Source organism: Arthrobacter sp. ISL-48, from assembly GCF_018613805.1.
Classification (GTDB): domain Bacteria; phylum Actinomycetota; class Actinomycetes; order Actinomycetales; family Micrococcaceae; genus Arthrobacter.
Genome location: NZ_JAGGPL010000001.1, coordinates 185,929 through 211,035, shown reverse-complemented (window position 1 = coordinate 211,035; position 25,107 = coordinate 185,929). Strand labels below are relative to the sequence as shown.

At 66.1% G+C, this 25,107-nt stretch carries 18 protein-coding genes; 15 read left to right on the top strand and 3 right to left on the bottom strand.

What is annotated here, in order from left to right; translation table 11 throughout:
* Window positions 1-66 precede the first annotated feature (66 nt).
* The 9 genes from J7E83_RS00990 to J7E83_RS00950 all read left to right on the top strand — a co-directional run bounded on the left by J7E83_RS00990 (window position 67) and on the right by J7E83_RS00950 (window position 14,465).
* The gene (locus J7E83_RS00990) at window positions 67-1,764 is read left to right on the top strand and encodes an FHA domain-containing protein (protein WP_251043270.1); all 1,698 of its coding nucleotides are present in this window, start codon (window positions 67-69) and stop codon (window positions 1,762-1,764) included.
* The gene (locus tag J7E83_RS00985) at window positions 1,761-3,590 is read left to right on the top strand and encodes a serine/threonine-protein kinase (protein ID WP_214958551.1); all 1,830 of its coding nucleotides are present in this window, start codon (window positions 1,761-1,763) and stop codon (window positions 3,588-3,590) included. Before J7E83_RS00990 ends, J7E83_RS00985 begins: the two co-directional genes overlap by 4 nt.
* Before the next feature lie 64 nt (window positions 3,591-3,654).
* Complete coding sequence (locus tag J7E83_RS00980) at window positions 3,655-4,359, top strand: hypothetical protein (RefSeq protein ID WP_214958550.1); 705 nt, start codon at window positions 3,655-3,657, stop codon at window positions 4,357-4,359.
* A complete protein-coding gene (locus tag J7E83_RS00975) occupies window positions 4,356-8,801 on the top strand; it encodes an FtsK/SpoIIIE domain-containing protein (RefSeq protein ID WP_214958549.1) in 4,446 nt (1,481 codons plus the stop codon). The genes J7E83_RS00980 and J7E83_RS00975 overlap by 4 nt, the downstream gene beginning before the upstream one ends.
* A 141-nt stretch (window positions 8,802-8,942) precedes the next feature.
* The gene (locus tag J7E83_RS00970) at window positions 8,943-9,512 is read left to right on the top strand and encodes a hypothetical protein (protein ID WP_214958548.1); all 570 of its coding nucleotides are present in this window, start codon (window positions 8,943-8,945) and stop codon (window positions 9,510-9,512) included.
* A gap of 838 nt (window positions 9,513-10,350) precedes the next feature.
* Window positions 10,351-12,633 (top strand): NAD-dependent DNA ligase LigA, encoded by a 2,283-nt coding sequence (ligA, locus tag J7E83_RS00965; protein WP_214958547.1) that lies wholly within the window; start codon window positions 10,351-10,353, stop codon window positions 12,631-12,633.
* The gene (locus J7E83_RS00960; protein WP_214958546.1) at window positions 12,630-13,442 is read left to right on the top strand and encodes an inositol monophosphatase family protein; all 813 of its coding nucleotides are present in this window, start codon (window positions 12,630-12,632) and stop codon (window positions 13,440-13,442) included. Before ligA ends, J7E83_RS00960 begins: the two co-directional genes overlap by 4 nt.
* A gap of 89 nt (window positions 13,443-13,531) precedes the next feature.
* A complete protein-coding gene (locus J7E83_RS00955) occupies window positions 13,532-14,035 on the top strand; it encodes a GNAT family N-acetyltransferase (protein ID WP_214958545.1) in 504 nt (167 codons plus the stop codon).
* A gap of 46 nt (window positions 14,036-14,081) precedes the next feature.
* A complete protein-coding gene (locus J7E83_RS00950; RefSeq protein ID WP_214958544.1) occupies window positions 14,082-14,465 on the top strand; it encodes a RidA family protein in 384 nt (127 codons plus the stop codon).
* 115 nt (window positions 14,466-14,580) lie between these two features.
* On the opposite strand, the gene J7E83_RS00945 is transcribed toward J7E83_RS00950, so the two are convergent.
* On the bottom strand, window positions 14,581-15,243 hold the full coding sequence (locus J7E83_RS00945; RefSeq protein WP_214958543.1) for a response regulator: 663 nt from the start codon (window positions 15,241-15,243) through the stop codon (window positions 14,581-14,583).
* Window positions 15,236-16,948: an ATP-binding protein gene (locus J7E83_RS00940; protein WP_214958542.1), complete on the bottom strand. Its 1,713-nt coding sequence runs from the start codon at window positions 16,946-16,948 to the stop codon at window positions 15,236-15,238. The genes J7E83_RS00945 and J7E83_RS00940 overlap by 8 nt, the downstream gene beginning before the upstream one ends.
* A gap of 170 nt (window positions 16,949-17,118) precedes the next feature.
* Here J7E83_RS00940 and J7E83_RS00935 point away from each other — a divergent pair, with 170 nt between their 5' ends.
* The 5 genes from J7E83_RS00935 (at window position 17,119) to J7E83_RS00915 (ending at window position 22,968) form a co-directional block, all read left to right on the top strand.
* Window positions 17,119-18,621, top strand: coding sequence for a CitMHS family transporter (locus tag J7E83_RS00935; protein ID WP_214958541.1), 1,503 nt, complete (start codon window positions 17,119-17,121; stop codon window positions 18,619-18,621).
* 145 nt (window positions 18,622-18,766) lie between these two features.
* On the top strand, window positions 18,767-19,063 hold the full coding sequence (gene gatC / locus J7E83_RS00930) for an Asp-tRNA(Asn)/Glu-tRNA(Gln) amidotransferase subunit GatC (RefSeq protein ID WP_214958540.1): 297 nt from the start codon (window positions 18,767-18,769) through the stop codon (window positions 19,061-19,063).
* A 2-nt stretch (window positions 19,064-19,065) separates the two neighbouring features.
* The gene (gatA, locus tag J7E83_RS00925; protein WP_214958539.1) at window positions 19,066-20,649 is read left to right on the top strand and encodes an Asp-tRNA(Asn)/Glu-tRNA(Gln) amidotransferase subunit GatA; all 1,584 of its coding nucleotides are present in this window, start codon (window positions 19,066-19,068) and stop codon (window positions 20,647-20,649) included.
* Window positions 20,649-22,157 (top strand): Asp-tRNA(Asn)/Glu-tRNA(Gln) amidotransferase subunit GatB, encoded by a 1,509-nt coding sequence (gatB, locus tag J7E83_RS00920; RefSeq protein ID WP_214958538.1) that lies wholly within the window; start codon window positions 20,649-20,651, stop codon window positions 22,155-22,157. Before gatA ends, gatB begins: the two co-directional genes overlap by 1 nt.
* A 187-nt stretch (window positions 22,158-22,344) precedes the next feature.
* Complete coding sequence (locus tag J7E83_RS00915; RefSeq protein ID WP_214958537.1) at window positions 22,345-22,968, top strand: hypothetical protein; 624 nt, start codon at window positions 22,345-22,347, stop codon at window positions 22,966-22,968.
* A gap of 38 nt (window positions 22,969-23,006) precedes the next feature.
* Here J7E83_RS00915 and J7E83_RS00910 read toward each other — a convergent pair whose 3' ends face one another.
* Window positions 23,007-23,918: a LysR family transcriptional regulator gene (locus tag J7E83_RS00910; protein ID WP_214958536.1), complete on the bottom strand. Its 912-nt coding sequence runs from the start codon at window positions 23,916-23,918 to the stop codon at window positions 23,007-23,009.
* A 134-nt stretch (window positions 23,919-24,052) separates the two neighbouring features.
* On the opposite strand from J7E83_RS00910, the gene tdh reads away from it, so the two are divergent.
* Window positions 24,053-25,099, top strand: coding sequence for an L-threonine 3-dehydrogenase (gene tdh, locus J7E83_RS00905; protein ID WP_214958535.1), 1,047 nt, complete (start codon window positions 24,053-24,055; stop codon window positions 25,097-25,099).
* The last annotated feature ends 8 nt before the right edge of the window (window positions 25,100-25,107 follow it).

Sequence of the window (25,107 nt, the reverse complement as noted above, 5' to 3'; positions counted from 1 at the left end):
GGGACCTGGCTCGGGATTGTCCGGTCCCGGACTGCCGTCATTCTAGGATCCGATACGCCACCCGCAATGGTCCACTCACTGTGGGAACTCCTCGAAAACGGGGCGGAAGCGCACGAAGTACTGTCCGCGGTCACGAGCAGTTTTGGTGTTTCACTTGCGAACATTCCGTGTTTCGGAATAGTGGACTTCCGTGGTCCGCTCCGGGTCTTCCTGCGCGGCGACCTGGATCTGACGGTCCGCCTGCCCGGCGCATCCGTGGACTTGAATGGACGCGACGTGACCACGTGGACGGAGCGCCATTTTGTGGGGCCTGAATGGTTCCGCCTCACCGTCCCGGAAGGCATGCGGCCCGCCCCGGAGCTGCCCCTTGGGGACGGTGTGGTCCTGCTGCAGTCCCTGACCATGGCCCTGACCCGCCCTGCTGCTGAACTGCAGCCCATTGACCCACAGCCGGTTGAACGAAAGCTGGTTGAACCGGAGCCGGTTGAACGAAAGCTGGTTGAACCGGAGCCTGTGCTTGAACCGGAGCCTGTGCTTGAACCGGAGCCCGTTGAACCGGAGCCTGTGCTTGAACAGGAAAAGGCAACAGATGAACACGGTGCTTCTGCGGAGACGGTCATCGGTGTTCTTGATGACGAGTCCAGCCACACAACCGAAATGCCTGAATCCCCCCAGGACGGGGAACCCGCGTCGCAGCCGGACCAGTTGCCTGATTCCGACCAAGTACCTGCGCACGAACTCACCGGAACCTACGACCACCTCTGGGAACGCACCGTGGTCCGTAACATCGAAGATGCCGCAGTGCGCGAGGATCCGGAGGCCCCGGACGCCGACGCACCAGCTGTGCCTGCGTCGGCCCGGGAAGACGCAGACGAGCAGGGAGCACTTGAATCGCCCGCAGCAGCGGAGCCACAGACAGGTAGTGTCCTACCTGGCATGACCGTCCTCCCGACGCCCACGACGCCCCCGATGCCCGGTGTAGCGGCTCAGGCAGCAGCGGCGCCGCCAACCGGCGGCGTGACCGGTGGCGGACTCATCGACTCAATCCCGTGGCGGACTGGGGGTGAGAGAGCTCCGAATGCCAAGACTCCGCCGTCGTTCAGCGTTTCTGTCCCCGGCCCGGCCGAAAGTCCCGGAAGCCAGTCCCAGGCTGCGGCCGTGGAGCAGGCAAGAGGGGAGCCTGTGGCCGGGGAACCCTCCGGATTCGACGGAGACCATGACGGTCAAACGGTCATGAAGGCCGACCTCGCCGGATTGACCGCTCGACCCGTATCGGTGGCAACGCCGAATGGGGATGCCGCCAGGGGCCCCCTGGTGTTGGCGCGTATATGCGGCCAGGGCCACGCCAGTCCGCCCACCCATGCGAAGTGCGCCACGTGCGGGCTGCCCCTACCGTCCGATGCGGTCCAGGTGGCGCGGCCGCGGCTGGGCCGGATGCGGGTTTCCACGGGCGAACTGGTGGACCTTGACCAGTCACTGGTCATCGGACGGCAGCCATCCGTGTCCCGCGTACAGGGCGGCGTGATGCCCAGGCTCGTCCAGGTATCCAGTCCCAGCGGAGATATTTCCCGGTCCCACGTGGAGGTCCGGCTCGAGGGCTGGCACGTGATGCTTTGCGACCTCAAAGCCACCAACGGCACCGTCCTCGTGCGCGAAGGCCAGCCGCCCCGGCGCCTGGCCCAGAATGAAATGGCTATCCTGCTCGACGGCGACATCGCCGAACTGGGTGACGACATCTCATTGCGTTTTGAGGAGATTCTTTGAGTTTCAAACGGCCGGCCGCCCCGCCGCCCCACCTCCCGGGGTTCACCTACGTCAGCCTGCTCGGCTCCGGCGGGTTCTCCGACGTCTACCTTTATGAGCAGGACCGGCCGCGTCGGAAGGTGGCCGTTAAGGTCCTGCTGTCCGACCTCAAGACAGAGGGCGCCCGGCGCAGGTTCGAGTCAGAGGCCAACCTGATGGCCCAGCTCTCCTCCCACCCGTACATTGTGACCATCTTCGAGGCGGAGGTGACCGAAGCCGGCCATTCCTACCTGGCGATGGAGTACTGCTCCCGCCCCAGCCTTGATGTCCGCTACCGGCGGCAGCGCTTCAGCGTGGATGAGGTCCTGGCCGTGGGCATTCAGGTGGCGTCCGCCGTCGAGACCGCCCACAGGGCCGGTATTGCGCACCGGGACATCAAGCCGGCAAACATCCTGGTCACCGACTACAACCGCCCGGCACTGACGGACTTCGGCATTTCCGGAACACTGGGGAGCGATGCCGACGAGGACGCCGGGATGTCCATTCCGTGGTCCCCTCCGGAACAGTTCACCGGCGGCGCCATCGACGGCGTGCTGGTGGACGTCTGGGCGCTCGGGGCCACGCTCTACACACTGTTGGCAGGCCGCTCCCCGTTTGTGATGCCCGGCGCCGATAATTCCCAGCGCGAGCTCATCTCCCGCATCACCACCATGGCGCTGCCGCGACTGGGCCGGCCGGACGTTCCGGAGTCACTCGAACTGGCACTATCCACGGCCATGGCAAAGTCCGCAGTGTCCAGGTATTCGTCCGCCCATGCCTTCGCCCTTGCCCTGCAGAGGACCCAGGCCGAACTCAACCTGTCCGTCACCCCGTTTGAGGTACTCGAAGAACCGCGCCACGAGGAAAACCACCCCGACGATGGCTTCGAAGAGACCCGCGTGCGGAACATTGCCGCCATTGATCCGGAGCGGACCGGCAGCGCCCCCACCTTCCCCGCAAGGACCAGGCCGCAACTCCCGGGCCACGTCTTCACAGGCCAACCCTTCACGGAAGAGCAGCCCGGCGCGCACAGGTCTGGCGGGAACACCTCAGGGGAGTGGGCACAGGCCACCATGCTCCGGGGCAGCGCACCGGCTGCAGAGTACGGCTTGGTCCGGGACGCACCCATTCACGATGCCCCGGTTCACGATGCCTCGGCTCAGGATGCCCGTGCTCAGGACGCAGTCATCCAGGACGCACTCATTCAGGACGCAACAGTTCAGCGACCTGCCCTGCCTCCGGACGCGCTGCGTCAGGTTGGACGGCAGGAAGCGCCGGCCAGCCTGACTGGCCGTGCCGAACCGGAACTGGACGCCACCGTCAGCCGGCCGGCCCGTGCCGAAGCGGCCGAAGCGGCCACGCCTGAAACCGCTGCGGACCACGGCAGGCGGAACCTGTGGCTTGCCATCTCCGGCGGCACCCTGCTGGTGCTTGCCATCATCGTGGGCATCGTGCTGGGAACGTCAGCCCCGCCGCCGAAGGCGGTGGCCACCGACCAGGTCAGCAAGGCTCCGGCGGATGCCCTGGACAACGGGACCGTCCCGGACGTCGCCGGCCTGGCGGGCAAGATCGACGGAAACGGCAAGGCGACCTTCACGTGGACCAACCCTCAGCCGAAGTCCGGCGACGCCTACAAGTGGCGGGTCTACACAGTGGGCGGAAGCGGCGAGTACCAATCCACGCCCAGTCCCACCGCCCAGGTGGCCGTGAACCCGACCGAACCCACCTGCATCCAGGTGATGATCATCAGGAGCGACGGATCGTCCTCGCCCCTGGAGAAAGACTCGATCGGCTGCATCCGTAACTGAGGACGGCACGGCACAGCAGGCACGCAAAACGCATGGGTAACTGCCCTACAAGGAGGCACGGAAAATGGGGGATCTAGCAATAGATTTCTGTGGTGAGTGGTACCAACCGTCGGATGAGGATGTGTTCAACATCGGCCGCGAAGGCGACCTCGAAGTGGATGACAACCCCTATCTGCACCGGCAGTTCCTGCAGGTGGCCCGGTACGACGGGATCTGGTGGCTCAGCAACGTGGGCAGCATGCTCTCGGCCACCGTGGCGGACGGCTCGGGCGGCATGCAGGCCTGGCTTTCGCCTGGGGCACGGATACCCTTGGTGTTCAGCCATACCAGCGTCATCTTCACCGCGGGCCCCACCACATACGAGTTCGCGGTCCACCTCAAGACTCCGGCCTTCCGCCAGGGGGCGCGGGACGACGACAGCAACGGGGACACCACCATCGGCCCAGTGGTTTTCACTGACTCCCAGAAGGCCCTGATCGTCGCGCTCGCCGAACCCATGCTCCGGCGCGAAGGGACCGGGTTCAGCGCCATCCCGTCCTCCGCGGCTGCCGCCAAAACCCTCGGCTGGGCGCTCACGCGCTTCAACCGGAAGCTGGACAACGTCTGCGACAAGCTGGACCGGGTAGGCGTTGTGGGATTGCGCGGCGGCGGCGGAAAGCTGGCCACCAACCGCCGAGCCAGACTCGTGGAACATGCCGTCACGTCCCACCTGGTCACCGCTGATGACCTGCACCTGCTCGAAAAGATGCGGGGAGCGGACGAAGGATGAGGATCCGGCTGACACTGCGCCGGGACCCGGCAGAAACGAAGGACCTTGCGGTCACCGTGGATGGACTTGCGACCGTGGCGGACATCGCCACCCAGCTCTGGGCCGCGGACCCGGACCGGAAGGGGACGCCCGTGCCGGAGAACCTCTCCCTGCGCATTGACGAAGCCTTTGTGGCCGGCGGGATGCGTGGCAACGTCCTGACCCGCACTGACAACCTACTGGAATCGGGACTGCGCCCCGGCTCCGTGGTGTCGCTGACCCAGATCAGCGACCACTTTGACGTCCCCGGCGCCAACCGCGGCCCCGCCGCTGCCACCTTGAGGATCCTTTCCGGGCCCGACGTCGGCCAGGAGTTCTCGCTTCCATCCGGCACCAGTTACATCGGCCGGGACCGTGACGTGGACATCCGCCTCTCCGATCCCATGACGTCAAAACGCCACGCCCGCATCACGGTGGGCGAAAGCGTGGAGATCGTGGACACCAACTCGGCCAACGGCCTGCTGATGGACGGCCTCCCGGTCACCCGGGCCACGCTGAATTCCTCAGACACGGTGACCCTTGGCGACACCACTGTCACGGTGGTTCCGCTGGCGCGGAACCACGCGGCAGCGCCGTCGTCGCCCCTTGTCGATTTCAACAGGTCGCCGCGCGTGGTGCCCCGCTTCGATTCGCCCAAGCGGGTGCTGCCTGCGGGACCGAAGCGCCCGGACCACCAGCCATTTCCGTACATCATGCTGATGGCGCCTCTGCTCATGGGCGGCATCATGTTCGCCGTCACCGCGAACCTGCTGTCCGTCGTGTTCATGATGATGATGCCACTTTTCATTGTGGGCCATTACGTAGACCACAAAATGCAGACCAAGCGCCAGCAGAAAGAACAACTTAAGCACTTCCGGGAATCCATGGCCGCTTTCCGGCAGGACATCACTGAGTTGCAGCATGTGGAACGCGCCGTCCGCCTGCAGGAAGCGCCGTCAGTGAGCGACACCGTTGATTCCATCTACAAACTCGGGCCGCTGCTCTGGACCCACCGCCCCGAGCACACCGGCTTCCTGGGCCTGCGGTTCGGGGTGGGCACGGCCCCCTCCCGCATCATCCTCGAGGAGCCGGCAAGTAACGAAACCGAAGTTGAACACATGCGCGAGATCCAGGACTGCCTGAAGCAGTTCAAGGACATCGAGGGCGTGCCTGTGGTCTCCCAGCTGCGCACGGCCGGATCGTTCGGTGTGGCAGGAGCCCGGGGGCTCGTTGACGACGTTGCCCGTGGCATGGTCCTGCAGCTCGTGGGACTCCACTCGCCGGCCGAGGCAGTTGTCACCGCCATCACCTCCGCCCAGTCAAGGGAACGGTGGAACTGGCTGCAGTGGCTGCCCCACGTAGGGTCCGGCCACACCCCGCTCAGCGGCGACCATCTGGCCGCTGGCTCCGCCAGCGGGTCGTCCCTGCTGGCCCGCCTGGAGGACCTGCTTGACGTCAGGGAAGCGTCAGCCCGGCGGTCCGGGCCGGACCTCAGGCCGGACATTGACCCCGCCAAGGATGCAATCCCGGGACCGGTGGTTCCTGCCGTCCTGGTCATCGTGGAGGACGACGCCCCCGTTGACCGCGGCAGGCTGACGCGGCTCGCGGAACGCGGTCCGGATTCGGGCGTCCACGTCATGTGGGTGGCCACCCACATCCAGGCACTTCCCGCCGCCTGCCGGGACTTCATGGTGGTGGACGGCGATCATGGCACCACCACAGGCCACGTCCGGTTGGGCCGCCACAGCTATCCGGTGAGCTGCGAAAGCCTCGATGCCGAACTCGCTGCCCAGCTGGCCAGGATGCTCGCGCCGGTGGTGGACGTCGGCAAGCCCATGAGTGACGACTCGGACCTGCCCCGGGCGGTGTCCTACGCCACCCTGATCGGCAAGGACTTCCTGGACAACCCCCAGGCTGTCGCGGAACGCTGGACAGAGAACAACTCTGTGCACGCGACGGCGGTGGCCAACCGCAAGGACAACGGAACGCTCCGCGCCCTGGTGGGATCCAAGGGCATCGAACCCCTTTACCTTGATTTGAAGAACGAGGGCCCGCACGCCCTGGTGGGCGGTACCACCGGCGCCGGAAAATCCGAGTTCCTGCAGTCCTGGGTCATGGGGATGGCCGCCGCGTACAGCCCGGACCGGGTCAGCTTTTTGTTTGTGGATTACAAGGGCGGAGCGGCGTTCGCCGACTGCCTCCACCTGCCTCACACCGTAGGCCTGGTCACGGACCTTTCCCAGCACCTGGTCCGCCGGGCCCTGACCTCGCTCAGGGCTGAACTCCGCTACCGCGAGCACCTGCTGAACCGAAAAAAGGCCAAGGACCTGCTGGCACTGCAACGTGAGGCTGATCCGGACGCACCACCGTACCTGGTCATCATCGTGGACGAGTTCGCAGCGCTGGCCACAGAAGTGCCAGAATTCGTCGACGGCGTTGTGGACGTGGCTGCCCGGGGACGGTCACTCGGGCTCCACCTGATCCTGGCCACCCAGCGCCCCGCGGGCGTGATCAAGGACAGCCTCCGTGCCAACACCAACCTCCGCGTGGCCCTGCGGATGGCGGACGAAGAGGATGCGACGGACATCCTGGGAGTACCTGACGCGGCGTATTTTGATCCGTCCATCCCCGGCCGCGGAGCCGCAAAGACAGGCCCCGGCAGGATCCAGGGATTCCAGACCGGATATGCCGGCGGCTGGACCACGGAGAAACCGCAGCGGCCGCAGATGGACATTGTGGAAATGGCGTTCGGGTCCGGGCCGAGCTGGGAGCCGCCTGCTCCGCAAAAACCGGTAAAGGAAGAACCGGCCGGCCCTAACGACATCGCCAGGATGACCACCAACATCGTCAGGGCGGCGGACTCGCTTAACATCGAGCCACCACGGAAGCCCTGGCTGGACGAGCTCGCCAAGACCTATGACCTGTCGAAGCTGCCCAATCCGCGGACCGATGAGCGGCTGCTCCTGGGAGTTGCGGACGATCCGGGCCGCCAGGACCAGCCCACGGTGTTCTACGAACCGGACAGAGACGGCAACATGGCCATCTACGGCACCGGCGGGTCCGGTAAATCGGCAGCGCTGCGCGGAATTGCGATTGCCGCGGCGGTCACGCCCCGCGGCGGCCCCGTCCATGTCTATGGCATCGACTGCGGATCCTCAGGGCTCAAGATGCTTGAGGAGCTGCCACACGTCGGCGAGATCATCAACGGAGACGACGTGGAACGCGTCGGGCGTCTCCTGCGCCTGTTGCGGGATATCGCCGACGAACGCTCCGCCCGCTTCGCCGAGGTCCGGGCCTCGACGATCGTCGACTTCCGGACGCTCGCGGACCGGCCTGACGAAAAGCGGATCTTTGTGCTGGTGGATGGCATGTCCGCTTTCCGCGAGACGTACGAATACAGCCGCCTGTCCGCGCTGTGGGACATCTTCCTGCAGCTGGCAACCGACGGACGTCCCCTCGGTATCCACCTCGTGGTGACCGGTGACCGCCCCAACTCTGTTCCGGCGTCGTTGCTTGCGTCCATTCAGCGCAGGCTGGTGCTGCGCCTCTCGTCCGAAGACGACTACCTCTCCATGGACGTGCCCAAAGATGTCCTCAGCACGACGTCGCCTCCCGGCCGCGGACTGCTGGGCGGTTTTGAAGTCCAGCTGGCGGTGCTAGGGGGTAACTCAAACCTGGCACTGCAGGCCCGTGAGGTCCACAAACTTAGCGAAGCGATGCTGCGCCAGGGACTGGACAGGGCACCGGGGATCGAACGGCTGCCGGAACAGGTGGAGCTCGACGTACTTCCTGCCGGCAGGCCGGACCTGCCGGTGATCGGCGTCGACGACGAAACCCTGCGGCCAGCGGAGATCATGGCCAAGGGCACGCTGCTCCTGGCCGGTCCGCCGGGAGCGGGCCGGACCGTGGCGCTGGTGACCCTGGCGTACGCGCTGCGGAAATCCAACCCGGAGACGGAATTGATCTACGTAGGCTCGCGGCGGTCCGCGGTCGCCTCGCTGCCCATCTGGAACCGCTCGGTAGTGGGAGCCGATGACGTGTCCGATGTCATCGAGGACCTGACTGAGCACTCTTCCGGAAATCCCGGCAGACTGGCGATCTTCATCGAAGGCCTGACCGAGTTCACGGACACGGTCGCTGAATCGGGGGTGGCCCAGCTTGTAGCGGCCTCCATCAAGGCCGACCAGTGGGTCATCGGGGAATCCGAAACGTCCACCTGGTCGTCCGCATGGTCATTGTCGCAGCCGTTCAAATCCGGAAGGCGCGGCCTGCTGATCAACCCCGGCGATATCGAAGGGGACAGCCTGCTCAACACCTCGCTGGGGCGGGTCAGCCCTGACTTCATCCCGGGTCGTGGCTACATCGTGGGCCGCGGCAAAGCACGCAAACTGCAGATCGCGCTCCCGCCCGAAAACAGGGACTGAGCGGGCCCGGGCCGGGTGGCCGTGAATCCGGGATTTTCGGCCCCTCGGCGTGTTGGGGCGGGCCAGCCGGGACACGTGTAGCAGACTACCGTGGACACTAGTTCGGTGCGGAGGGGGCCGCGCGCTCTCGAAAAGGTATCCATGACCCGATCCCCGTACGTGCTCCGTGCCATGTTAACGACGGCTGCAGCAGCGGTTCTGGCGGTCTCGACCAACCTTTCCGGAGTGGCGCCAGCCAACGCGGAAACATCCCAACCGCCACCGCCCTGCGGACTGATCTGCCTTCCGGTTCCAGCGGAACCCCAACCCGAGGTTCCGCACAGTCCCAGCCCGAAGCCCACCTCGCAGGAACCTTCCGCGCCGGTGAAACCGCCGACGCAGGCCCCCGCACCGCCACGGCCGCCGGCCGCTGACCCGGTCCCTCCGCCTGCCCAGGAATCCAGCGACGCCGCCTTTGTGGCGACCCCTTCCCCGGACGCAACCGCTACTCCCAGCACCACTGCGTCCACGGCGGGCCCGTCGGCGGAATCGAACTGGAATAAGCCGATCACCAAATCCGCAAAGGCCAGCCAGGCCGCCGCAATTTCGACGGGAGACGGTCCGGGCTTCGGCAACCCCGGGCTGCTGGCCATCATGGCAGGGGTGCTGCTGGTGGGCCTCGGCGGCCTGGCCTTCGCCTGGTGGAGCCGGAACCGCCACTTCATGCACTAAGGAAAGCCGCGGTCGCCGCCCTCGAAGACAGGCGGGTGCGGGTACATGCGCACGGGGCGGTGAGTCCGGGGGATTTGCGGCTTCCGGGCGTGTTGTAGCAGACTACCGTGGAACACCAGTTCACTGCGGAGGGGGGCCGCCCGCCGTCGAAAAGGTAACCCATGACCCTGCTCGCGTCCGTACTCCGCGCTGTTTCGGCGACGGCCGGAGCTGCGGTCCTGGCGCTCTCGATTGGCCTTTCAGCGGCGGGGGAGGTGCGTGCGGAATCGCCCACGACTGACCCCACTCCAACATGCGCAGGGTCCTGCGAACCCTCGCCTGATCAGGGCCCGACTGATCCTGGCGTCCCCGACGTCCAGCGAAAACCCGAGCCGAAACCACCGCCCGATCCTCCAGGCTCCGGGCAGCCCGCCGTCCCCGCCCCGGCACCGCCCGCGCCTCCGGCAGCTCGGCCACCCGCGGCTCCCGCCCCTGTGCCTGTCCCGAGTCTCGTTCCGGAACCTAGCATCGATGCCGCAATGCCATCGGCTGAGGCGACCGCGAGCGCCCCGAGTGCCACGTCGCCCCCCGCAAGCCCGTCAGCGGAATCGAACTGGAACAAGCCGATCACCAAGTCCTCAAAGCCCACCCAGGCGGCCGCCTCGTCCACAGGTGACGGACCAGGGTTCGGAAACGGACGGCTGCTGCCTGTCACTGCGGGTTTGCTGCTTGTTGGCATCGGAGGCCTGTCCTTTGCCTGGTGGAGCCGAAACCGTCTCTCCTCCCACTGACACCGGCTGGCCACACCAGCTCCGCAAAGAGCCAGCACAATGTCCGGGGTGTAGGGCAAGATAGGTCTGTGAGCACAGCACCCGGCCCCGCAGAAGAGACAGCAACCCGCACAGAGGAATTCACGGGACCGGAAGTGGTGCCGTCTGAGTCGGTGCGTGAGGAATACGAGAACCTGGTTGACCTCGTCAGGAAATACAGGTTTGCGTACTACCAGGAGGACGATCCCCTGGTCTCGGACGCAGAATTTGACGCGTTGTTCCGGCGCCTGGAGGAGATCGAGGCGCTGCACCCGGAACTGGTGGCCAATGACTCGCCCACCCAGGAAGTGGGCGGCGAAGTCTCGTCGGCGTTTGCCGCCGTCGAACATCTGCAGCGGATGTACAGCCTTGAGGACGTCTTTTCCCTGGAAGAACTGGAAGCCTGGATCAACAAGGCCACGGCCGGCATCGGCAGGCTGGGCGACGGCGCGCTGGAGCCGGCCTGGCTGACCGAGCTGAAAATCGACGGCCTTGCCGTCAACCTGCTCTACCGTGACGGGAAACTTGTCCGGGCAGCAACGCGCGGTGACGGCACCACAGGCGAAGACATCACCCACAATGTGCTGACCATCAAGGAAATCCCGCAGGAACTCAGCGGCACGGGATTTCCCGCCGAAATGGAGATCCGGGGCGAGGTGTTCATTCCCTCGAAGGCCTTCGCGGAATTCAATGACGCCCTGATTGAATCAGGAAAGGCGCCGCTGGCCAACCCGCGCAACGCGGCGGCCGGCTCCCTCCGGCAAAAGGACCCTGCCGAAACAGCCAAGCGGCCGCTGAGGATGTTCGTCCATGGAATCGGTGCCCGTGAAGGCCTCGGAACCGTGAGCCAGTCCGGGACGTATGAGCAACTCGAAAAGTGGGGCCTGCCCGTCAGCCCGTATTTCGAGGTCCTCGGAAGTCTGCAGGAGGTCCTCAGTTTCATCGCGCGGTACGGCGAGAAGCGGCACAGCCTCATGCACGAAATCGACGGCATTGTGGTCAAGGTGGATGACTTCGCCACCCAACGCGCCCTTGGCTACACGTCCCGGGTGCCGCGCTGGGCGGTGGCCTACAAGTACCCGCCGGAGGAAGTCCACACCAAGCTGCTGGACATCGCTGTCAACGTCGGACGTACAGGACGCGTGACGCCGTATGGGGTGATGGAGCCCGTAAAGGTATCCGGCTCCACCGTGGAGATGGCCACGCTCCACAATCAGGACGTTGTCAAGGCCAAAGGCGTGAAAATCGGCGACATCGTCATCCTGCGCAAAGCCGGCGACGTTATCCCCGAAATCGTTGGTCCCGTGCTCGCCCTGCGGGACCAGCAGAGTCCGCCGGTAAGGGATTTCGTCATGCCCACCGTGTGCCCTTCCTGCGGCACCCCCTTGGCTCCGGCAAAGGAAGGGGATGTGGACATCCGCTGCCCCAATGCCCTTTCGTGCCCGGCACAGCTACGTGAGCGGGTCTTCCACCTGGCCGGCCGCGGGGGCTTCGACATTGAGGCACTGGGCTGGGAAGCGGCCATCGCCTTGACCCAGCCTGCCGAGCCGGAGGTGCCGCCGCTGACGTCGGAGGCGGCACTGTTCGACCTCACCCCGGACCGGCTGGCGGATGTCCGGATCCGACGGGAGAAGCGCTCCAAGGGCGTGGCCACCGGGGAGTACGAACTGGTCCCGTATTTTTACAGCAAGGGCACCGCCAAGTCACCGTCGAAGCCCACGGCTTCAACCGAGAAGCTTTTCAGGGAACTTGAGAAAGCCAAGACCCAGCCACTCTGGCGCGTGCTGGTGGCCTTGTCCATCCGGCACGTGGGCCCCCGCGCTTCCCGGGCGCTGGCCACCGCCTTTGGCACCATGGATGCCATCCGGCAGGCGTCCGAGGAGGAGCTTGCAGGTGTCGACGGCGTAGGACCCACCATTGCAGCGGCGCTCAAGGAGTGGTTCGCCGAGGACTGGCACGTCGAGATCATCGACCGCTGGGAGGCAGCCGGGGTCCGCATGGCGGACGAGCGCGACGAATCCATGCCGCGCACGCTTGAGGGCCTGACTGTCGTGGTCACGGGCTCGCTGCCGAACTTCAGCCGGGATGAAGCCAAGGAGGCCATCCTGATGAGGGGCGGCAAGGCGGCCGGCTCGGTATCCAAGAACACCAACTATGTGGTGGCCGGTGAGAACGCTGGCACCAAGCTGGACAAGGCGGAGCAGCTGGGCGTGCCTGTCCTGGACGAGGACGGGTTCCGCGAGCTTCTGGCCAACGGGCCGGCGAAGACCCCGGATTCCGGTGGGTCCCTGGACGTTGAAGCCATCACCGACGCCGCGGAGGGTTCCGCATGAAACCGGATCCATTAGAGCTGCTTGACCTGGCCAAGGCGGCGGCAGCTGCCGGCGCCGCCGTCCTGGCCGCCCGGAACAGCGCTGCGCTGGACGCAAGTAACAAGGGTGAAGCAGGGGACTGGGTTACAGCCTTTGATATCGCCGCCGAGAACGCCGTCAGGGAAGTCATCACTTCCGCACGGCCGAGGGATACCATCACCGGCGAGGAACACGGCACCACGCTCCCGGAGCAGCCCAGCGGCTACCGCTGGTCCATTGATCCGCTGGACGGCACCACCAACTTCATCCGTAACATCGTCTACTACGCCACGTCAGTTGCTGTCGTCGATCCCGACGGCGCCTGGCTTGCCGGCGTCGTGAACGCCCCTGCGCTCGGACGCGTCTACTATGCGTCCAGGGGACACGGCGCCTGGCTGGAACAGCAGGGCAACCAGGCCCGGCTCACCGGCCCGGTGACCGGGCGCACCGGGCAGATACTGGCCACAGGCTTCAGCTACGATCCGGAAGTCCGCGCCGAGCAGGCGCTGCTGCTCGGCGGCCTGATGGACGGTTTCGCCGATGTCCGGCGTCTGGGCTCCGCCGCGCTTGACCTGTGTATGGTGGCGGACGGAACCCACGATGCCTTTGGCGAGCGCGGACTCAACGAACACGATTTTTCCGCCGGCGCCCTGATCGCGGAGGAAGCCGGCTGCTGGGTCCGCAGGCCCCGGCTCACCAGCCCTCTGGACGGCGGCCCTCCGGATGCCGAGCGGTTGGCGTCCTGGACCTGTGCCGGCAGTATCGAGTTCTCCGGCCGTTTTCCGCTCTGATCGCTCTTGGCTGCGTCCGGAGTGATAGTTCAGTCACGGAAAGCGCTCTTTTACGCGGCGCCTGCCGTGGCCGCCGCTAGCATTGTCTGGTGCTGCCGCAGATAACCATCCGTCCCGCTGTTGAAGCCGATTTCGACGCCGTTGCCAGGATCACCCGGGACTCCTACCTGGCTGCCGGCTACTTCGAGAGCCCGGACCATCCCTATATGGTGCAGGTCCAGGACGTTGCCCGCCGGGCGGCTATGGCGACCATCTGGGTCGCCGAGCGCGCAGGCAAGGTGGTGGGTTCGGTGACGCTGGCCGTGGCCGGAGAGCCATATGCGGACATTGCCCTTGAAGATGAGCTGGAGTTCCGCATGCTCGTGGTGGATCCCGAGGTTCAGCGCAGCGGAGCCGGTAGGGCCATGGTGGGTGCCATCATCGAGCACGCTAAGTCGCTCAAGGGCACCAAGGCGGTGGCCCTCACCACAGGCAAGACCTGGGAGAGTGCCCATGGCTTGTACCGGAAAACCGGGTTCCAGCGTGTCCCGGAGCGTGACTGGTTTGTTCCCGGTACCGACATAAAGCTGCTGGTTTACCGGCTGGAGGTTTAGCCACCCTAAAGTGGTGCCGACTCATTTCGGCAGTGAAAGGCCCATCATGCGCAAAACGTTCGGCACCGGCTCCGTGTGGGAGCAGACCCTAGGCTATTCGCGGGCAGTCCAGGTGGACAACACGCTTTACATCTCCGCCACAGCAGCCAGCGGTGAGGACGGCATCGTGGGCGATGACTTCTATACGCAGACCCAGTACATTCTGCAGAAGCTCGGGGCGGTGCTGGCCGATGCCGGGTTCAGCTTGTCCGACGTCGTGCAGTCAAAGCTGTACCTGACGGACATCAGCAAGTGGGAAGAGGCCGGCCGGGCACACGGAGAGGTCTTCGGCGAAACCCGCCCCACCCTGTCTCTGGTGCACGTGCTGCCGTTCCTGGACCCGAAGATGCTGGTGGAGATCGAGGTCGTGGCCCACAAGAGCGCCAGCTAGTTCCTCTCCCACTCCCGCTCCCGCGCGACCTGGCACGTCATGACCTCAAATCCGCATTTTGAGGGGATTACGTGCCAGTTCGCGCCGGGGGGTTGGTGGCTCAGGGGGCGGCAGGTTATTGCGCGGGGAGGCCGTAGCGGTGCTCGGGGCGTCCGGTGGTTCCGTAGCGCAGCTGGATGTCGACGGCGCCGTCATCGGCCAGCGAGGACAGATACCGTTGCGCCGTGGCCCGGGAGACGCCCACCCGAGTGGCCACTTCCACCGCCGAGTACTGCTCGCCGGGAAGAAGTGATTCCAGTACCGCAGCCTCCGTGGCGGAACGGGGCTTGGCCGACGGCGTCACGTCTCCCGGGATCAGTGCCCGCTTAGCGCGCTCCACCGAGTCCTGGTCCAGTACTCCGGGCTGGCCCAGGATGCGGCGGTACCGGGCGTAGGACCGCAACTGCTGCGAGAGGGACTCGGCCGTGAAGGGTTTAAGCAGGTATCCCAGGGCACCCCTGCGGAACGCTGTCCGGAGCGAGGCCGCGTCGGATGCCGCGCTGAGGATCATGGTGTCCACGTCCAGCTGTTGCAGGAGGTCCAGTCCCGACGCATCCGGCAGGTAGACATCCAGCAGCACCAGGTCCGGGCGCAGGCTGTGAATGGCCTGCAGCGCCAGGGACGCCGAGCCCACCGGTGCCAGGGCCAGGAATCCTGCCACCGAGTCCACATAAGCGGCGTGCAGCTTGGCCACATGGAAATCGTCGTCCACGATCAGCACCCTGAAATCCTCAGGCATCGTTGTCCTTTCCAGCTAAATTGGCGGCCGTCGTACGCGGCAGCGATGCCATGAAGACAGCCCCCGGTCCGCCGGCCGAGCCGGGCTCCAGAACCCGGACGTCCCCGCCGCGGCGGCGGGCAAGCTGCCGGGCAAGTGCCAGCCCAAGCCCTTGGCCGCCGGCCCGGAGGGGACCTGCTGCCACCGGACCGGACGCGGTCGTGAATCCTTCGGCAAATATTGCCTCGGGGTCCGTTGCGTTTCCCAATCCATCGCCGGAGTCCGCGACGACGATGTGCAGGGTCCCGCCGCCGTCGGCCTGCTCATCCAGGACTTCCACTTCAACCCAGCGGTCGGGCGAGGAGCCGGCGACGGCGGCGTTCACCGCGTTGTCGATCAGGTTGCCCAGCACGGTGGTCACGTCCTGGGGTTCTGTGACCTGGCCGCGGACGAGGGTCTCGGGGCCGATGCGCAGCGTGACGCCGCGTTCGTCCGCCTCCACGCCCTTGGCGCCCACGAAGGCCTGAAGGTACGGGTCCTGCAGCAGCTCTGCCTGATCCACCGGGAACTTCAGCGGGCCCGTGGCGGCCAGGCGTGCCAGGTAGTCCCGCGCCTGCTGATGCTGGCCCATGCCCATGAAGCCGGCGATGGTGTGCAGCTGGTTGGCGAACTCGTGGCGCTGGGCACGCAGCGCGGTGGACATGGTCCCCACGGCATCCAGTTGCCGGGTGAGCTGCTGCAGCTCCGTGCGGTCGCGGAGCATCACCACCCAGCCCAGGTCCTCACGCCGGTGCAGGGCCTTTCGCGCGCTCGCCACCAGCACCCGTGCCCCGGCCACCAGCTCCTGCGCGTCTGCCTCGCCCGCGTCGGGCCGTGTCAGGGACTTCAGCTGCTCCGGCACCGGAGCGTCAGCCCATGGCGTTCCGGACAGGTCCGGCAGCCCCAGGAGCCGCTGCGCCGCGGCGTTGAATACACTGATCCGGCCATCCGCGGAGACGCCGATGACGCCGTCGTCAACGCCCTGCAGCACGGCCACCTGGTCGTGGACCAGGGTGCTGATCTCCTCTGGCTCCAGTCCCAGGGTGAGCCGCTGCAGGCGGCGGCGCAGCAGGAAGGACGCCAGGACGCCGGCCAGCAGGGCACCCGCGGCGGTCAGCGCCACCGGACCGATGTCCCGGGCCACACTCTGGCCCACGGTTTCCATGGAGTAGCCGACGCTGACCTCGCCCACCACGTTGCCGGTGCCCGGCGCGTACACCGGCACCTTGGCCCCGGCGGAGGGTCCCAGGGTCCCGGTGTTCCGGGTGGTGATCTCCTGGCCGGACAAGGCCTCCGAAGGATCAGTGCTGACTTTCTCGCCCAGGCGCGCCGGATCGGGGTGCGCCAGCCGCAGGCCGGTTTCGTCGGTGATGACGACGAAAAGCGCTCCGGTCCGGATCCGGGCTCCCTCGGCCACCGCCATCAGGGGCCCGGCGCGGAGCTCAGACGGCGGGGGAGTGCCCTGCCGTTCACTGACGGCCAGGACGTCAGCCTGCACGGACGGATCCGAGGCGACGGCCCGGGCCAGTGTCAATGCCTGGCTTTCAGCCTCCCGGCCCACCCTGTCGTAGGTCAGCCAAGCGTGGACGGCCGCGCTGAGCAGAACCACCAGCAGGACCACCCCGAGCTGCAGGAGCAGGGTCTGGGTGGAGAACCGCAGGGGCGTCCGGGGCGCGGAACGCTGCATGATCCTCCTTGATTCAGTGCTTTGGGCCAGCGTGAGCACAATGCGCAAAATGCTCCCAATAAGCAGTATGCCAATCAATTGAACCAAAGGCACTGCCGTGACGGGCGCCACTATAACGTCTGTAGCACGCGTCACACCGTTGTGGCGCTGTTCACAAGAAGGAGCCGGCCGTGCTGGTATTACTTGGATTCGCCATGATCGCGGTATTCATGGTGCTGATCATGACGAAGAAGTTGACGCCAGTGCTGGCGCTCATCATCGTCCCTACCGTTTTTGGTCTCTTTGCGGGTGCCGGACTTGGCATCGGGGACATGGTCCTGGATTCGATGAAGTCCATGACCTCCACCGCGGCCCTGCTGATGTTCGCCATCATCTACTTCGGCCTGATGATCGACGTCGGGCTGTTTGACCCGCTGGTCAAGTTCATCCTCCGCAAGCTGGGCAATGACCCCGCCAAGGTGGTGCTGGGGACTGCGATCCTGGCCGCGGCCGTGTCGCTGGACGGCGACGGCTCCACCACCTTCATCCTCACCACGGCCGCCATGCTTCCCGTGTACCTCCGGCTGAAGATGAGCCCCGTGGTCCTGACCTGCGTGGCCGGCCTGGCCAACGGCACCATGAACATCCTGCCGTGGGGCGGTCCCACCGCCCGCGCCGCCACCGCCCTGAAGATCGACGTCAACGACGTCTTCGTTCCCATGGTCCCGTCACTGATTGCCGGCCTGGTTGTGGTGTTTGTCTTCGCCTGGCTGCTGGGCCTGCAGGAACGCAACCGCCTCCGCGCCGCCGCTCCCGAGATCTGGGGAACGCCGTCGACGGCTGAGCAGTTCGCCGCTGGAGAGTTCGACGGCGGCACTGCCGCCGGCACATCCGGTGCGGGCCGCGGACGCAAGGGTTCCGGCCCCACGCCTTCTCCCGTCACGGGAGTTCCCGCCGTCGGCGGAGCCGAAATTGCCGGTTCACCACTCGCCCTGCTCGAACGCACCGAAACGCTCGTTGACGAGCGGGACACCGCCATGGCCGACACAGCTTTGGATCCCAACCGCAGCACCCTCCGGCCCAAGCTCCTCTGGTTCAACCTGGGACTGACCATCGCGATGATGGTTATGCTCGTCGCCAACCTCGTGCCCCTGCCGTTTGTGTTCATGGTGGGTTCCGCCATCGCCCTCCTGGTGAACTTCCCCAGGGTCAAGGAACAGGGTGCGCAGCTCATTGCCCACGCGCCGTCCATCGTTGCCGTGGTCAGCATGGTCATGGCCGCCGCGGTCCTGACGGGAGTCCTGAAGGGCACCGGGATGGTGGAGGCCATGTCCGCATGGCTGGTCCAGATCATCCCGTCCAGCATGGGTCCGTTCATGGCCGTCATCACCGGCGTGCTCAGCATCCCCATGACGTTCTTCATGAGCAATGATGCCTTCTACTTCGGCGTCCTTCCGGTCCTGAGCGAGACCGCCGGGCACTATGGCATCAGCGCCGCCGAAATGGCCCGGGCCTCCATCACGGGCCAGCCCTTCCACCTGCAGAGCCCGCTGGTTCCGGCCATCCTGCTGCTGGTTTCCCTTGCCAAGGTGGACCTCGGCGACCACCACAAGAAGGTCTTGTGGCGTACCGCGGTGATCTCCCTGGTCATGCTCGGCGTGGGGATGCTGACTGGAGCCATCGGCATCGGCTAGTCTGGATCTGCCTGTGGCTGGCCCTCGTGGCCGGGACCACGGCACCGACGTGCCCGTCTGACGCCCGCTGGGGGTCGTCAGACGGGCACCGACGTTTCCCCACTAGACTGGTTCGGAAAACAATTCGAACTTGCAGGGGAGATCCATGGCTGCGATCAACCGTGACGACGTCGCGCACCTCGCGCGGCTCGCTCACATCGAGATGAGTGCTGAAGAGCTGGACAGGATGGCCGGCGAACTTGCCGTCATCGTCGATTCGGTCAAATCCGTCAGTGAAGCCGCCGGTGACGACGTCCCGGCAACCTCCCACCCGATCCCGCTGAACAACGTGTTCCGCGAGGACGTCGTGGGCCACACCTTCACCGCGGAACAGGCACTCTCAGGGGCCCCGGATTCGATCGAGTCCCGTTTCAAGGTCCCGGCAATCCTGGATGAGGCATAACCATGACTGAACTGAACCCCGCCGGAACCGACGCCGGAACCCTGATCCGTTTGTCGGCGGCACAGCTTGCCGCGAAACTGGCCGCCCGCGAAGTTACCTCCGTGGAGGTCACCCAGGCCTACCTGGACCGGATTGCCCAGGTGGACGGCGGTGATCGCGGCATCAACGCGTTCCTGCACGTCAACACCGAGGAAGCGCTCGCCGTCGCCGCCGAGGTGGACGCCATCCGTGCCGCCGGCGGTGCAGAAGCCGAAGCCCTTCACGAACTCGCCGGTGTGCCCATCGCGGTCAAGGACCTCATTGTCACGGTCGGCCAGCCCACCACGGCCGGATCAAAGATCCTCGAGGGCTGGCACAGCCCGTACGACGCCACCGTGGTGGCCCGGCTGCGGGCCGCAAAGATGCCCATCCTGGGCAAGACTAACCTGGACGAATTCGCCATGGGCTCCTCCACGGAGCACTCCGCCTATGGTCCCACCCGCAACCCGTGGGACCTCGACCGGATCCCCGGTGGCTCCGGCGGCGGTTCCGCCGCGGCCGTGGCCGCTTTTGAGGCGCCGCTGGCGCTCGGCACCGACACGGGCGGCTCCATTCGCCAGCCCGGCGCCGTCACCGGCACCGTGGGCGTCAAGCCCACGTACGGCAGCGTGTCGCGCTACGGCGCCATTGCCATGGCCTCCTCGCTGGACCAGATCGGCCCTGTTACGCGGACTGTCCTGGACTCGGCGCTGCTGCACCAGGTCATCGGCGGGCATGATCCCCGCGACTCCACCTCGCTGCCGGAACCGCTCGCCGACCTCGTGGCCGCCGCGCGCACTGGCAATGTCGAGGGAATGCGGATCGGCATCATCAAGGAACTGCACGGCGAGGGCTACCAGGCCGGCGTCGAGAACCGCTTCAACGATGCCCTGGCGCTGCTCAAGGAGGCCGGCGCGGAAATCGTCGAGGTCTCCTGCCCCAACTTCCAGTACGCCCTGGGCGCCTACTACCTGATCATGCCTTCCGAGGCCTCCTCCAACCTGGCCAAGTTCGACGGCGTCCGGTACGGACTGCGCGTCCTGCCCGAGGACGGGCCCATGACCATCGAACGCGTCATGGGAGCTACCCGGGCCGCAGGCTTCGGTGACGAGGTCAAGCGCCGCATCATCCTGGGCACCTACGCTCTCAGTGCGGGCTACTACGACGCCTACTATGGTTCGGCCCAGAAAGTGCGCACCCTGGTGCAGCGCGACTTCGACGCCGCCTTCACCGTGGCCGACGTCCTGATCTCGCCCACGGCGCCCACCACGGCCTTCAGGCTGGGGGAGAAGCTGGACGATCCGCTGGCGATGTACCTCAACGACGTTGCCACCATCCCGGCCAATCTTGCCGGCGTCCCTGGATTGTCCTTGCCGGGCGGCCTGGCGGACGAGGACGGGCTGCCGGTCGGCATCCAGTTGCTGGCTCCAGCCCGCGAAGACGCCCGCCTCTACCGGGTGGGTGCCGTCCTGGAGTCCCTGCTCGAGGCCAAGTGGGGCGGCCCGCTCCTTGCCCAGGCCCCCGAACTGGCCGGTTCACCGGCCCTTGATACCCAGGAGGCAAAATAATGAGCACAGACGCAATCCTGACCTTCGAAGAGGCGATGGAGAAGTACGATCCCGTCCTGGGGTTCGAGGTCCACGTGGAGCTCAACACCAAGACCAAGATGTTCTCCTCCGCGCCGAACGTCTTCGGGGACGAGCCCAACACCAACGTCAACGAGGTTGACCTGGGCATGCCCGGCGTCCTGCCTGTGCTGAACAGGGCCGCGGTGGAGTCCTCCATCAAGATCGGCCTGGCATTGAACTGCAAGATCGCCGAAGCCTGCCGTTTCGCCCGGAAGAACTACTTCTACCCGGACACGCCCAAGAACTTCCAGACCTCCCAGTACGACGAACCCATTGCGTACGACGGCTACCTGGACGTCGAACTCTCGGACGGCACGGTCTTCCGGGTAGAGATCGAACGCGCCCACATGGAAGAGGACGCCGGCAAGCTGACCCACATGGGTGGGGCCACCGGCCGAATCCAGGGCGCGGACTTCTCGCTGGTGGACTACAACCGCGCCGGTGTGCCGCTGGTGGAAATCGTCACCAAGCCCATCGAGGGTGCCGGTTCCAGGGCGCCCGAACTGGCCAAGGCCTACGTGGCTGCCGTCCGGGAGATCGTCAAGAACCTGGGCGTCTCCGACGCGAAGATGGAACGCGGCAACGTGCGCTGCGACGCGAACGTCTCGCTGCGGCCGCACGGCCGCGAACGCTTCGGCATCCGCTCCGAGACCAAGAACGTGAACTCGCTGCGCGCCGTCGAGCATGCCGTCAGGTACGAGATCCAGCGGCACGCCGCCGTGCTGGACTCCGGCATCCCGGTGGTCCAGGAAACCCGCCACTGGCACGAGGACACGCGCACCACCACGTCCGGGCGTCCCAAGTCCGACGCCGATGACTACCGGTACTTCCCGGAGCCTGACCTGGTTCCCGTGGTCGCGTCGCGCGAATGGGTCGAGGAACTCCGGGCTACCCTGCCCGAACCGCCGGCCGCCCGCCGCAAGCGGCTGCAGGCCGACTGGGGCTACTCGGACCTGGAATTCCGCGACGTGGTCAACGCCGGCGTCATGGACGAGATCGAGGAAACCATCGCCGCCGGTGCCTCGGCGTCGGTGGCCCGCAAATGGTGGATGGGCGAGATCGTGGGCCGCGCCAAGAACGCGGACGTGGATCCCGGCCAGCTTGGCGTGGAGCCGGCCACCATCGTGGAGCTTTCCAAGATGGTGGAAGACGGCAAGATCAACAACAAGATGGCCACGGAAGTGCTGGACCATGTGCTTGCCGGAGAAGGCACGCCGGCGGAGATCGTGGAGAAGCGTGGCCTGGCCGTGGTGTCAGACGACGGCCCCCTGCTGGAAGCCATCGATGCCGCCCTTGCGGCGCAGCCGGACGTGGCCGACAAGATCCGCGGCGGCAAGGTCCAGGCCATCGGTGCCATTGTGGGCGCCGTGATGAAGGCAACCCGCGGGCAGGCCGACACCGGGCGCGTCCGTGAACTGATCATGGAGAGGCTCGGCGTCAACGCCTGAATACCTGTTTTAACCCACCTGGGTGGCAGTTAATGTCGTTTTGAGCGCTCATACGACATCAACTGCGACCCAGTTGGGCTTTAAGTACTCACATCCGGCCCCGCAAAGTACTCGTGTGCAGGGGCCGCTGCCGGCCGTACACTGAAATTCCAGGGCACCGGTGCCCTGCCGTGCGAGAGGGATCGCCATGTCAGTCCGAGAGCCGCTGAGAATCCGCAAAGCACTGCTGGCCGGTGCTGTGGCCGTTGCCCTATCCGGGACAGGGGTGGCCATTGCCTGGTCCGCCGGGGACTCACCTTCACCTTCACCATCGGAATCCGCCTCCGGAAAGGCCAACGGCAAAGACAAGGCACAGCGCCCGCAGCACCTGCACGGCGAGAGCGCCGTAAAGAAGGCCGACGGCACGTTCGAGACGGAGCTCAGCCAGCAAGGGACCGTGGATGCAGTCAGCGAAACTTCCGTGACCGTCAAGAGCGAGGATGGGTTCACGCAGAGTTACGCCGTCAACGCCGACACCAGGATCGTCAAGGTCCCGGCTGCGGCAGCGGACGGCTCCCCGGCAAAGGGCGACGACGGCAAGCGGCTTAAGCCCTCAGAGGCCACTATCAAGGACATCGCCACCGGCGACACTGTCAGGGTTTCCGGAGTCAAGAACGGCAGCGACGTCACCGCCCGCCGGCTGGTGGAGGGTGCCGCTGCGGGACCCGGCAACGGCTTTGGACTGGGCAAGGGCCTCGGCAAGGGGCTGGGCCTCGGGAAGGGGCAAGGCCACGGACCGGACAAGCCCAAGGAAAGCGATACGGACGACTGAACCGGCTCCGTATTCCGGGCGAGGTCCGCGCACCCCTTTCAGCTGTCGTGGACGAGTCCGGTCATGATTGCCTGCAGCGCCTCACAGACGATCGTGACCGAGCGGCGCTTCAGGTTCTCCGGCCGTGCCAGGATATCGATGCGCCGGCGGGTGCTGATGCCCTCCAGGGGACGCAACACGATGTCCGGATTGAGAACAGGCCGCGCCGTGTGCCGCGGCAGCAGACCCACCACGCCCCCGGCCGCCACCAGGGCAGCAACGGTGGAGTAGTCGTTGATCCGATGGACGATGTTCAGCTCCTTACTGGAGACGGCGGCGACGGCGGACAATACGTCCGCGGGGGAGTAACCGGTGTGGCTGGTCACCCATGGTTCGCCGACGACGTCGTCAGCGGTCACTGCAGCCTGGCCTGCCAGCCGGTGCCCGGCCGGCAGGGCCACGTCCAGCGGCTCGTGGGCCAGCGGGATCACCGCCACCCTTTCCACAGGCCAGCGCGGGCTGTGGTCCATGCGGTGCGCCAGCACCAGGTCGTACCTGGCCGTGAGCGCGGGGAAGTCGTGCTGTGCCACGTCTTCGTCGGACAGTTGGAGCCGAGGCTGGCCGGGGGCATCGAGCATCCTGGCGAGCGGAGCGAAAAGCGCCTGCCCGGCGCTGTGGAAGCCGCTGACCTTCACCGGGCCGACGGGGGAGCCGTGATACGCGCCGATCGCCGTCCTGGCATCCGCCATGGCGCTGACGACGGCGGCACCGGCGTCGGCGAGTACCCGGCCGGCTTCGGTCAGAACCAGGTTTCGCCCGTCCTTCCGGGTCAGTGGAACTTCCACACTCCGCTGCAGCAGGGCCAGTTGCTGGGACACAGCCGAGGGCGTGACCATGAGGGTTTCCGCCACCGCCTTAACGCTCCCCAGGGCGCCGAGCTCCCGAAGAATCTCCAGCTGATGAATTTCCATCGGACCAGCCTATCCTTTAGCTGTTTCTACATCGTCGATTGAGAAGATTGCCGTTGTGCTAATGCCTTCTACTCGTTGTAATGGGACGGGCAGCACGTTGCCGAAGGTTTAGCGTTTCTAGAGTGAGGAAGCCGATGAAGGCTCTGTACAAGGCCGGCCCGCAAGCGGGATTCGAGCTGGTGGACCGTCCGGAGCCCGAGGCAGGCGCCGCCGAAGTAAAAATCCGCGTCATGACCACCGGCATCTGCGGAACCGACCTCCACATCCAGGCGTGGGATGCCTGGGCCCAGGGCATCATCGAAACCCCGCTCATTGCCGGCCACGAGTTTTACGGCGAAGTGGTGGAAACAGGCGCGGACGTCCGCGACGTCAAGGTAGGCGACAGGGTGTCCGGTGAGGGCCACGTCGTCTGCGGAATCTGCCGCAACTGCCGCGCCGGGCGCAGACAGATGTGCATCCACACGGTGAGCGTGGGCGTCCAGCGCGACGGCGCGTTCGCGGAGTTCGTCGTGATCCCCGAAACCAACGTCTGGGTCCACCACGACGCGTCGGTCACTCCGCAGCTCGGTGCCATCTTCGACCCCTTCGGCAACGCCGTCCACACCGCCCTGAGCTTTCCGCTCGTGGGCGAGGACGTCCTCATCACCGGTGCCGGCCCCATCGGCCTGATGGCCATTGCCGTGGCCCGCCACGCGGGCGCGCGCAAAATCGCCATCACGGACGTTTCCCGGCCGCGCCTGGACTTGGCCCGCCGGCTGGGCGTGGACCTTGCCATTGACGTGTCCACCACTCGGGTCCGGGATGCGCAACGGGAACTCGGGATGCGTGAGGGCTTTGATATCGGCATGGAGATGTCCGGCCACCCCGCCGCATTGCCTGAGATGATCGACAACATGAACCACGGCGGCCGCATCGCCATGCTCGGCCTGCCCAGCGAGTCCATCACCATCGACTGGGGCAAGGTTGTCACCCATATGCTGACCCTGAAGGGCATCTACGGCCGCGAGATGTTCGAGACCTGGTACGCCATGAGCGCCATGCTCTCCTCCAATCCGGTGCTGCACGCAGCCGTCTCGGCGGTGGTCACTGACACGCTGCCGGCCGCCGAGTGGGAAAAGGGCTTCGACATCGCCCGCGCCGGCCTGGGCGGCAAAGTTGTCCTCGACTGGACCGAATTCTAAGGAGCACC